Genomic DNA, 11,738 nt, shown 5'->3' on the forward strand with positions numbered 1-11,738 from the left:
CCTTCCCGCGTTCATGGACAGTTACGTCTCGAGTCCGATGGCGGGCACGCTGCTGTGTTCGTGGCACAAGGTCGTGATACTGGAGAGGACGCGTCCGATGCCGGCTCGACAGGAAATCGGTATCGACATGCGTCCGCCGCCGCTTCTCGCGTTTCCCGTGTCCCTAGAGGGAAGTGGGACGACTGCCTGACATCCCTTGCTGCTATCTGCTACTTTTCTGCTACTATTGATAGCAGAAAAGTAGCAGATAGCAGCAAGGACGGGCAGATGGCGGATCACGAGGGGCAGCATCTGGAGTTCAAGCTGGATTGGAATGACAGCGCGAAGAAGACCGCGGTGGCGTTCGCGAACTCCGGCGGCGGCACGATTCTGGTCGGCGTGGATGACGGCGGGTCGACGGTCGGCGTGGATGACGTGGACGGGTGCATGCTGCGGGTGATGCAGTCCATCGGCAACGGGATCCGTCCGGATCTGGCGCGTTTCACATCCATCCGCTCCGGGGAGCGGGACGGCAGACCCGTCGTGACGGTGGAGGTGAGGCCCGGGACGGATCGCCCGTATTATCTGAGCGACAAGGGGCCTCGCCCCTCGGGCGTGTACATCCGGTTGGGTGCGGGTTCCATCCGGGCGAGCGAGGCGGCGATCCTGTCGATGATCCGTGAGTCCTCGGGTCTGTCGTTCGAGGAGTCGACGAGCGTGGAGCAGGGACTGACGTTCGAGGCGGCGAGAGCCGAGTTCTCCGAGACGGGGACGGCGTTCGACGACGGGGCCATGTGCACGCTGGGTCTGGTGTCGGCCGATGGCGGGTACACGAACCTGGCGTGGCTGCTGTCGGACCAGTGCCCCGCGTCGATCAAGGCGGCCGTGTTCGAAGGGACTGACAAGTCCGTGTTCAACGCCCGCGAGGAGTTCACGGGATCGTTGTTCTCCCAATTCCGTGCAGTGGCCGGGTGGCTCGGCCGTTTCAATCCGACCCGTTCGACGTTCGACGCGACGCTGCGCCGCACGGACAGCCGCGACTACTCCCCGGCGGTGCTGCGCGAGGCGCTGCTGAACCTCGTGGCGCACCGCGACTATTCGGTCGCGGGCCCCGCGTTGGTGAGCGTGTTCGACGATCGCATGGAATTCGTAAATTTCGGCGGCCTGCCGTCGGGCATGACCAGAGACGACATGATGCTGGGCACGTCCCTGCAGCGCAACCCGAGACTGGCCGCCATCCTCTACCGTCTGGGATGGGTCGAGGCGTACGGCACCGGCGTGCCCAAGATCATCGACGACTATCGGGACTGCGGCGTCCGCCCGGAGTTCCTGGTCAGCGACAACGCGTTCAAGCTCGTCCTCCCCTCCCACGCCCCCGGGACGGAGGCACAGGCCGACGCCGCCCCCATCGCCCACGGCGACGACATGCGTCGGGGTGACGCCGCGGGACGCCGGGTCGTCCTGTCGCTGACGGGACGACCCGGAGGGGCGTCCCGTGCGGACATCCAACGGGCAACCGGTCTGGCGCAGTCCAGCACGGGCAAGCTCCTGCGCGCCATGATCGCCGAGGGGCTGATAGAGAAACGAGGCGCCGGACGGGCGACCCGATACACGTCGGCGGAGCGTCCACCCCATTCGCGAAAGGACGGGCGGACCGAGGGGTAGTTACGGCGCGCGGGATACTCTATTCCGGCAGATTCCGTCAGTCGCGGCGGAACAGGTCGCGCGTGAACACCTTCTCCCCCGCGTCCTTCAGGTCGTCGTTCCAGCGGTTCGCGACGATCACGGTGGATTCGGCCTTGAACGCGGCCAGGTCGTGCGTGACCTTGGAGCCGAAGAAGTCGGGCGCGTCGAGCGTGGGCTCGTAGACGACGACGGTGAGACCCTTGGCCTTGAGCCGCTTCATCACGCCTTGGATGGCGGACTGGCGGAAGTTGTCGGAGCCGGACTTCATCGTGAGACGGTAGATGCCGATGACCGGGTTGGCGACGCCGGACTCCTCGACGCGCTCGAGGATCTCGTCGGCGATGAAGTCCTTGCGCGTGCGGTTGGCGTCGACGATCGCCTCGATGAGGTTCTGCGGGACCTTGTCGTAGTTGGCGAGCAGCTGCTTGGTGTCCTTGGGCAGGCAGTAGCCGCCGTAGCCGAAGCTGGGGTTGTTGTAGTCGTTGCGGATGCGCGGGTCGAGGCACACGCCGCTGATGATCGCGCGGGTGTCGAGGTCGCGCGATTCGGCGTACGTGTCGAGCTCGTTGAAGTAGGCGACGCGCAGGGCGAGGTACGTGTTGGCGAACAGCTTGATCGCCTCGGCCTCGGTCAGTCCGACGACGAGTTCGGGGATGCCGGTGGTGCCGTCCGGGTTGACGCGGGTCGCCTCCTCGGGCGCGGCTCCGGCCGCGAGGAGTCCGACGAAGGTGCGCGCGGCGGCGACGGCCTCGGGGTCGTCCTGCGGGGCGCCGGCGACGATGCGGCTCGGGTGCAGGTTGTCGTAGAGGGCGTGTCCCTCGCGCAGGAACTCCGGGGAGAAGAGGATGCGGTTGTCGTTGAGGCGCTCATGGAGCTTCTTCGTGTAGCCGACCGGGATCGTGGACTTGATGACGATCCACGCGTTCGGCGCGTAGGTGCGCACGGCCTTGATCGCGGCCTCGACGCTGGAGGTGTCGAAGTAGTTCTTCTTCGGATCGTAGTTGGTCGGCGTGGCGATGACCGCGTATTCGGCGCCCGTGTACGCCTGCTCCGGGTCGAGCGTGGCGTGGAAGTCGAGCGGGCGTTCGCCGGACGCGTTCTCGTCGAGGAAGTCGGTGATCTCCCTGTCGACGATCGGGCTTTTGGCGTTGTTGAGCAGTTCGACCTTCTCCGGGATGATGTCGAGCGCGTGGACCTCGTTGTGCTGCGACAGCAGCAGCGCCACCGACAGTCCTACGTAACCGGTACCTGCAACCGCGATTTTCATATGACTCCTCAGTCTCCTCAGTTTTGGGACTCGTCTGGCTCGGCTCGGTTGGTGGACTCGCAGGACTCATTGAATTCGCGAAGCCCACCGGAGTCGTTAGGGCCTAAGTGTAGTCGGGAAGGGAGCGATGCACGTCAGACCGATACCGACGATGGCGATCCGGCATCGCATATGCGTAGGTGGCGATACATGGTGAAGCTTTGGACATTAAGTGTACAAAAAATACAACATCGGATGTACGAAAAATACCATCAAGCGACGTTCACAACCATCTCTCTTCAGTGACGCTGGGATACGGTGTCATCGTTCATGGTGCAGTTTCCCCGGTATTGAGTATTTTTACTCAATGACTGAGTAAAAATACTCAATACCTGATAGCATGGTGGCATGATCGCGAAGGGAGACATCATGGAATCATACGAACGGAAGCTGGTGGACCGTCTCGTCGCCCGTCTGCGCGAGCCGAGGCGGTTCATGCAGGTGGTGGCCGGCCCCCGGCAGACGGGCAAGACCACGGCAGTGCGCCAGGCGCTGGCGAAGGCGGGGCTGCCGCACCGGTTCGCGCGCGCGTCGCAGGAGCTGGGCATGGCGCGCGAGTGGCTGCGCAGGGAGTGGGGCGAGGCGCGGCTGCTGGCCGCCCGGTCGGACGGGCCGGTCGTGCTGGTCGTGGACGAGATCCAGATGGTCCCGCAGTGGTCCGCGGTCGTCAAGTCGCTGTGGGACGAGGACACCGACAACGGATCGGGTCCGCTCGTGGTGCTCACGGGCTCGTCCGCGCTGCTGCTGCAGAAGGGGCTGCGCGAGTCCCTGGCGGGCCGGTTCGAGCTGCTGCGCTGCCAGCAGTGGGATTTCGGTGAGGTGCGCGACGCGTTCGGCATGGGGCTGGACGACTACCTGTTCTTCGGCGGCTACCCGGGCTCCCTGCCGCTGCGCGGCGACCCGGGGCGGTGGCTGGCGTACATGAACGACGCGATCGTGGGCCCGAGCATCCTCAACGACGTGATCGGCCTGGAGCGCATCGCCAAGCCCGCGCTCATGCGCGCCCTGTTCTCGCTCGGGGCGGCGTATTCCGCGCAGGAGATGTCCTACCGCAAGATCATGGGCCAGCTGGACGACGCGGGCAACACGACCACCATCGCCCACTACCTCGACGTGCTTTCGGACGCGGGCCTGCTGGCCGGCATCCAGAAATACAGCGGTCAGACGGTCAGACGCAGGGCGTCCTCGCCCCAGCTGGCCGTGTACGACACGTCGCTGATGACCGCGTCCTACGGTCCCGCGCGCGACCTGCTGCTCGCCGACCCGGATCGGCGCGGCCACCTGGTCGAGAGCGCGGTCGGCGCCTACCTGCTCAGACGGTCGGCGAGCGAGGGGTTCGAGGTCAACTGGTGGCGCGACCGGGACAACCGCGAGGTCGACTTCGTGGTCACCAGCGGCGTGAGCCGCACCGCCATCGAGGTCAAGAGCGGACGCATCCGCAGGCTCGACGGGCTCGACGCGTTCTGCGCGGCCTACCCCGGCACGCGCACCATGGTCGTCGGCTCATACGAGACCCCGCTCGAGGACTTCCTCCTCGGCCGCGTGCCCCTGTTCGACTGACAGGACGACGGCACCGGCCCAGACGACCCCGTTACGGCCGCGGTTGTTTGCTGTATTGCTTCAATGTTTGTTCGGCGGTGTTTGTTCGGCGGGTTGAGCGGTGTTTTTCCGCAATGTGGGCTGATAGTTCCCTCTGATGAAAAGTGTCAGCACGACACACTTTTTTACAGAAAAACGCACTTGGACAATTGGGAGGGGATGTCGTCGAAGATAGACAGCACCTTCGCGGTGTTGCGGCCAGCGAACTTGGCCAGCATCACCGCGTGCCCGTCTCATACGACACGAATCCCCAGCGAACAACCGGCCTTCTTCACACGAAACCCAAATGAAACTAACCATGAAACCACACGATTCCCAAAAGAATCGGTGCCCCGATCGACCCGTCGCTCAAGGACGTTGCCCCCTGATGACCTATATCTGGAGGCCATACGAGGATCATTCCACTAACTATAAATCCAACCAGTGAAAACCTCACGAAACACACCGCCGTAGACCACTACTGTGACGCACGGGCGGCATACAAGCCCCACGATTCGCCGGTGCGCCAACATCGGCCTCGATCGATGGCGTCACCGCCGCCTAGACTTATCAGCCGTTCACCGCAAACGGTAAAAAGTCCACTTAGGATTTGCCTGCGTTTTAAGCATTCGCTGCAGTTGATTGTGCGATCCTTTCATGAAATCCTCGTCTGATCTGTCCAAGGCATATTTGCCCGTTCAGCCAATTCTTCAGTTTTCCCTCGGAGGGACAGGACCAAACTCTGGAGTAAGGGTGAAATACATGTCAAAGTGCTGCCAGAATCTGATTTTTCGGCTTTCTGGGTTTTCGGTCTCAATGGGAATTTCCGCATCTTCTGCGTGCTTCCTTTTGGGGAACAGCTTTTGGAGTAACCGCTTTTCTTCATCCAGCTTGCCAGAGGATGTCTCTCCGCCTAAGGATGCAAAATCCATAGCCAATGGATTCCGCTGAAAATCTTCACGCTCAACTAACATTTTTTTGGCCGCCTGCATCCACAAAGCCAGTGAGGGATGAAACAATTGGATAGCGGTGATAGCAAACAAGTCGGCTGGATTCGTTTCGTCTCCTAAGGCCGCATGACGCAGTATATAGGCGTTGCATAGACGGTTCGCGTCACGCTTATTCATGATGTATATGGAGAGCGTATACTCGCACAGCTTGGAGTCATTGTCGTCAAGATTGGTCAGCTCGCACCGCTCAAGCACACCGTCAGTTGCCGGTCTAAACGGCACTGCCGGCATCGGAATGGGCATCTGAACGATTTTGCTCAGATAATCTTCGCCGGAGAATCGTGATGCCTGACCGAGCGCCTTCGTGATAATTCTACGGTCGTAAATCGGAATGTATACCGTACGTGGCAGGTCGCCGACCGCTTTGAGTGACTTGAAGATGTCGATGATGCCTTGGTCGTCAAGCCTGTCGATCTCGTCGATGAACACATACAGACGGAAGTCATGGTCTTTCATCTTGAGTGACTCGACCAGTTTATCGTGAGCCTGCTTCAAGCTCAAAGGCTCTTTGGGATCAGGCTTCAAGTTCTGCGAGAGCACACCGAATCCGATGGAAGCCAGATGCAATCCTACGGCTATAGGACTTCCTATTAAGTCAGCCGCCTTTCCGCCCAACTCGGCGACGCTGGATACTTTGTCAGACGTCTTGCCGATGGCATCCTTACTGCGCTGGTGTCGTTCCCTTCGCTGTGATTCCAGCTCTCCCGTTTCACCATCCAGCTTCTGCGCGATGGTCGCAAACAGCATCTCCGTCACGTTTTCGGCGTTGGAGAACATCCACGGGTTAAAATCCACAATCACTGGATATGGAAGCTTGTTGCCTGACTGCTGATTCGCCTTTACCCAGTCGTTCTCGATCTGCTCGACCACCATGTTCTTGAATGACGTCTTACCGAATCCCCAAGGACCTTCTACCCCGAAGACCATGCTACTTAGTGGGGGCACGTTGCGTTCCAGCAGATGCGCGACAGCCGTGACGAGTCTTCTACGGCCAAACTCGTCGGCATCGATAAGTGCGCCGCTGTTGTGTTGCCTGCTGATTGGCTGGTCATCCGCTAATTTCTCGATCATTACGTCCTCCTCCTCTGAATGTTCTTGCGGTTCCAAATATAGGCCGCTAGTACCGTTTCACGGGAAGCCTACGCACTAGAAATCGGAAGAGCCAGTAATCCCGGTCATAGGAGTCCGAAATCGGCATGTCGATTCCGGGCTCTTTGCTCAGAACGCCGATGAGAGATGCTGAGAGATGCTAAGTTCGAGCGCGATCTAAGCATCCACATCTAGTGTGCAGAATGCATCCGCTTTGGCGTCTACTTTTTGGAGTCCAGCCGATCACACAGCATCACGTACACCATGATCGAGATGCAAATCACGGTCTTCCATCCCTCGTTGATATGGGGGACAGACAAGCTCAGCATGTAGATCAGGACATAGATATACAGGTTCATGAAAGCTCCTTTCTACCTGTAGCCGAACTGTTCGGCCGCGAAGGAATTGCGTCCACGAACCACTCGGAACCGTCACCACTGTTCTCAAATCGTTGCAATTCCTTGCAACACGCCGTAATGCTCAGGTTCGCGCACGTCGCCTTTGCGGTAATGCTCAGGTTCCTGCACACTTTGGTCTTCGCCCGTCCTTGCACGATGATCAGTTCGATGCGTGTACGGCCACACCGAGCCAGAACATGTTCAATAAGGCGAACGACGTCTTCTGCATGTCCATTTATTGGACAATAGGCAGTATTGTCACACAAAACTGGACCTATCCTTATTGATGTCATAGATAGGAGACCAGATGGATGATGACAAACCGCCAATAACTCCAAGCTTGATTCTGAGTTCAATCGCATACGCCCTTAAAAGTGAAGGGGCGATCAAAAAAATTGCTGGACAGTATGATACTTTGCTTTTAGCAACCGTAGATATGGAATTAAAAAATAGCACGTGGGCTGTAGTCGGCGTCAAAAAAGATGTTGAAGAAGACAAAGGCTGGCAAGTGTCTGTCTCTTCAGGTTTTCTGGAGAAGACAGCTCGTCATTATCATCTTGGAGATGATGATGTGATCGGTGTTTTCTCATCAGAGGCACGTATGATTAGTGCAGTCAAACGCGCGCTTGGATTTTGACACGAAAGACCTCATATACACTAGTTCAGTCCCGACGAATAGGACTTCCCGAATAACACGTATGCACGGAAGTCCCCTTTCTCGTACCGCTCTGCCCTTCGCGTCTTTGCCCGCGGACCGGTAGTACAGTAATACCCATTCCCACCAAGGCCCAGCGACACTACTGTGAATGAATGGCAAGGGTATGGATTGATGATCTCTGGCTGAAGCATGACAACGGCGTACCGCCGTCCTCCACGGCGAAACGCTCCCTGGCCGCGGTGAGCGACCCCATGAACGCACAGGTCCCCGAACGATGGCGCTCCTCACGCTACGGCAAAGGCAAGCGATGGCGATGCCGCTGGTACACCGTCGAAGGCGAGGCGCGCAGGCAGCACTCGAAATCGTTCGCCAGACTCGCCGACGCCGAGGCGTTCCAAGCCGGCATGGAGGACGACATGCGCAGCGGACGCTACGCCGACCCGAACGATGCGCGCAAGCCGTTCCAGGACATCGCAGACATGTGGCTGCGATCCAAGAACCACGTCAGCGAAGGCGTCCGGGCACGCTACGAGTGCGAGCTGCGCGTATACGTCAACCCGCGTTGGGCCAACACCCCGATCGGATCGATCACCATCGACGACGTGGCGAGATGGGTGAGCGACCTCAGCACCGGCGACTACCCTGTGAGTCTCTCGGCCGAGCGCACGGCGAAACCATTGTCACCCCGGTCGGTGAAAAGCATCGTCAAAGTGGTGTTCGCCGGCGTGCTGGACTACGCGGTGAAGTCGCGATATCTGACGAGCAATCCGGCGCGCGACGTGGAGATACCGAAGTCCGAATACCGCGACCTGATCTTCCTCGACATTCACGAGATCGAGGCGCTGGCCGACGCCGCGGAGCGTGTGGGCAGGCCGATCGACGCCCTCGTCATCCGGTTCCAGAGCTATGTGGGCACGCGCATCAACGAGTCGTTCGCACTGCAGGTGGGCGATCTGGATCTCGATCACCGCAAGGCGCGCATCCGGCGCACATGGAAGAACGGAGCCAAGGCGCAGCGACTGGGGCCGCCGAAATCCGGCAAACCACGCACGGTGGCGATCCCGAAGTTCCTCATCAAACCGTTGAGAGAGCAGATCAAGGGGCAACCGGACACCGCGTACGTATTCCGCGCGATACGAGGCGGACATATCAACGACCACAACTGGCGACGGAAGGTGTGGCACAAGGCGGTGGAGCTGGCCGGACTGAACGACGTACAGGGGCTTACGCCACATAGCCTGCGGCACTCCTACGCGGCGATCGCGATCAAGGCCGGGGCCGACGTGAAGATCCTGCAACGTCAGATGGGTCATGCCTCGGCCAGCCTGACCTTGGACGTGTACGGGTTCCTGTTCCCAGAACGGTTGGAGCAGGTGGCGGACGCGGTGGACGCCGAGCGGGAGAACGCGCTGAATGGGAAGAAACGTCCGAAAGCACGCTGAAACGGATCGCCGGCATCGTGTCCACATCGTGTCCGGCGTTGCCTGGACACGATGCCGAGGAACGAATGGATACGATCGAATCCTCCTGTCGAGGGGTTGATCGCACGGCCGCGGGCGTGTCCAATCGTGTCCGGAACAATCCGCCAATTTCAGAGGAGTCTATAGCGGCTGGAAATTCAACGATTCTGGATATCGCACCATTGCGTAACCCGTGTCCCTAGAAGAAAGGTTCCAGAATCATGACAGGAAACACTAAGGTCTGGCGCGCGCCGCTTGCGGGCCTCGCCTCCGTGGCCATGCTGGCCACGATGGGCGTGGCGGCCGGCACGGCCAGCGCGGCGAGCACCGCCGACGTGAAGGATCCGACGGTGTCCTTCTACTATGAGGGTGCCAAGAGCGCCTACTGGGATCGGCAGGTTGTCTACGGCGATTCCACGGTGGACGCCCTCAGTGGCAACGTCCAGACGCCGGAGAATAAGGGCGCTGTGGTCGGTGGTAAGTACTTCGTTGGTTATTACACGACTGATGGCAAGCCGTTTGATTTCACGGCCCCGGTGACGGCCGACACGAAGGTCGTGGCGAAGTACGCCGAGGAGCAGGACGTCGTGAAGGTCGCGTTCGAGGGCGATTTCGGCTTCTACCCGCTGGGCTCGGCTGACGCGTACCTGCTGAAGGGGTCGACCCTGGCGGCGGCGCAGGCCCCGACGGACAAGGCGGACGGCCAGCTGACGACCTCGTGGTCCGTGACCGGCGCGGGCGTGGACACCACGACCATCAAGGACAACACGGTGGACAGCCTGGACAAGGTCGCCGTGACCCGCCCGCAGGACAGCACGATTCCTACCGTGACGGTGAAGGCGAAGACCTTCGCGACCGGCGTGAAGACCCTGCGCTTCAACGGCGACAGCGCCGGCTACGCCCCCGGCTCGTACGCGCTGAACGCGTACGCTGACGGCGCGAACGGCGACGACCTGCTCGTCGACACGACCGCTTCGGCCTATGCCACGCCGCAGATCATCACCCCGTCCTCCGTCGAGAAGGCCGGCTATTCCGCGTGGAAGAACGCCCCGGGCACCCAGCACTCCACGAAGGTCGGCGCCGACGTGAGCACCGACGGCAACCCGACCTTCGAGGTCGACCCGGACTCCAAGCTCGCGTACGTGGTCGTCACCTTCGATTCCAAGGGCGGCTCCGACGTGGCCGCGCAGCGCGTGTTCCTCGACCAGAACAACGGCGTCTACGGCTTCGTCGAGGAGCCGGCAGCGCCGACCAAGGCCGGCTACGTGTTCAAGGGGTGGAAGACGCCCAGCGGCTCCTATGTCGACTTCGGCACCATCAGCGCCCGCGTGACCGCGGACGTGACCCTGACGGCGGACTGGCAGGCGACGACTTCCGAGCTGAAGGTCACGTTCCGTGACGCCGAGTACAACGGCAGGAACGCGGATGTGGCCGTGAAGGTCAACGGCTCCGACTTCGTGTCCAAGGACCAGGCGCCGGCGTGGACCCGTTCCGGCTACATCCTGGCCGGTTGGACCAAGGAGGACGGCTCCGACTTCGACTTCGACGCCGACGTGGCCGCCAACGTCAACGGCGGCAACGACTTCGTGCTGACCGCGAAGTGGGTCAAGGCCACCGCCGACCTCGCCAAGGTCGCGCTCAACTACGTGACCGACGCCGACGAGGCCAAGTTCACGGCCGCGTCCTGGTCCGAGTTCTCCGCCTCCTACGACAAGGTCGAGAAGGAGTACAAGCAGGCCGAGTTCACGGCCGACGCCTCCGGCATCTCCGCGGAGACCTCCGCGAAGCTCGTCTCCGAGCTCAAGGCCGCCTGGGAGAAGCTCGTGTTCGCGCACGAGACCGGCGCCGACGTGACGGGCGAGACCACCGTGCACCGCCTGAGCAACAGGAACGGCGACCACTTCTACACCCAGGACCCGGTCGAGCTCGCCGTGCTGACCAGCACGGCCACGACCAAGGGCGGCTGGACCGACGAGGGACGTCTGTTCGAGTCCCCCGATCCGAAGCTGAACGGCGAGTTCGTCGACTTCACGCAGGCCGCGAAGGACGCCGGTCTGACCGGCGACGCGGCGAAGGACGCGGCCACGCGCCTCGCCGACGCGGCCGAGCCGATCGTCAGGCAGGTCTACCGCCTGTACAACAAGACCAACGGCGACCACGTGTGGACCATCGACGAGAACGAGTACAAGACCCTCGCCGCCTCCGCGGCGTGGAACGACGAGGGCGCCGCGTTCTTCACCCCGACGTTCACCGGCACGACGACGGTGACGCGTCTGTACAAGGACGCCCGTCACCTGCTGTCCACGGACGCCAACGAGCAGAAGGTCCTGTCCGGCAAGCCCGGCTGGAAGGTCGAGGGCACCGTCTTCAAGGCCTACTGACCCTAGCGGCCGGTTCCTGACAAACCACGAAACGGGGCGGGCCCCGCGACCGGATGTGATCCCGGTAGCGGGGCCCGCCCCGTTTCGTCGTGCCGGCGGCACTGTCGCGGCGGCGTGAACCCGCAGCCACGGCCCCGCACCACGACAAAGACAACGAGGAGGGGGTGTCCCCCGCGGGAACCGATTCCCGCGG

General features: G+C 61.4%; 8 protein-coding genes. 5 read left to right on the forward strand and 3 right to left on the reverse strand.

Features of this window, described 5'->3' with window-relative positions; genetic code table 11:
* Positions 1–267 precede the first annotated feature (267 nt).
* Positions 268–1,644: an RNA-binding domain-containing protein gene (locus CSQ85_RS12180; RefSeq protein ID WP_150384234.1), complete on the forward strand. Its 1,377-nt coding sequence runs from the start codon at positions 268–270 to the stop codon at positions 1,642–1,644.
* 37 nt (positions 1,645–1,681) lie between these two features.
* Here the strand turns inward: CSQ85_RS12180 and CSQ85_RS12185 are convergent, their stop codons facing one another.
* Positions 1,682–2,932: a nucleotide sugar dehydrogenase gene (locus tag CSQ85_RS12185; protein WP_150384235.1), complete on the reverse strand. Its 1,251-nt coding sequence runs from the start codon at positions 2,930–2,932 to the stop codon at positions 1,682–1,684.
* Positions 2,933–3,340: 408 nt separating this feature from the next.
* Here CSQ85_RS12185 and CSQ85_RS12190 point away from each other — a divergent pair, with 408 nt between their 5' ends.
* On the forward strand, positions 3,341–4,531 hold the full coding sequence (locus CSQ85_RS12190) for an ATP-binding protein (protein WP_150384236.1): 1,191 nt from the start codon (positions 3,341–3,343) through the stop codon (positions 4,529–4,531).
* 728 nt (positions 4,532–5,259) lie between these two features.
* Here the strand turns inward: CSQ85_RS12190 and CSQ85_RS12195 are convergent.
* Positions 5,260–6,630 (reverse strand): KAP family P-loop NTPase fold protein, encoded by a 1,371-nt coding sequence (locus CSQ85_RS12195; RefSeq protein ID WP_150384237.1) that lies wholly within the window; start codon positions 6,628–6,630, stop codon positions 5,260–5,262.
* Positions 6,631–6,869: 239 nt separating this feature from the next.
* A complete protein-coding gene (locus CSQ85_RS13205; RefSeq protein WP_190973039.1) occupies positions 6,870–7,007 on the reverse strand; it encodes a hypothetical protein in 138 nt (45 codons plus the stop codon).
* Positions 7,008–7,353: 346 nt separating this feature from the next.
* Between CSQ85_RS13205 and CSQ85_RS12200 the strand changes: the two genes are divergently transcribed.
* The 3 genes from CSQ85_RS12200 to CSQ85_RS12210 all read left to right on the forward strand — a co-directional run bounded on the left by CSQ85_RS12200 (position 7,354) and on the right by CSQ85_RS12210 (position 11,545).
* Positions 7,354–7,683: a hypothetical protein gene (locus tag CSQ85_RS12200; RefSeq protein ID WP_150384238.1), complete on the forward strand. Its 330-nt coding sequence runs from the start codon at positions 7,354–7,356 to the stop codon at positions 7,681–7,683.
* A gap of 173 nt (positions 7,684–7,856) precedes the next feature.
* On the forward strand, positions 7,857–9,146 hold the full coding sequence (locus tag CSQ85_RS12205) for a tyrosine-type recombinase/integrase (RefSeq protein WP_150384239.1): 1,290 nt from the start codon (positions 7,857–7,859) through the stop codon (positions 9,144–9,146).
* A 239-nt stretch (positions 9,147–9,385) separates the two neighbouring features.
* Entirely contained in the window at positions 9,386–11,545 is a 2,160-nt protein-coding gene (locus CSQ85_RS12210; protein ID WP_150384240.1) for an InlB B-repeat-containing protein, read from the forward strand.
* Positions 11,546–11,738: the final 193 nt, after the last annotated feature.

This window comes from Bifidobacterium rousetti (genome assembly GCF_008698235.1).
Classification (GTDB): Bacteria; Actinomycetota; Actinomycetes; order Actinomycetales; family Bifidobacteriaceae; genus Bifidobacterium; species Bifidobacterium rousetti.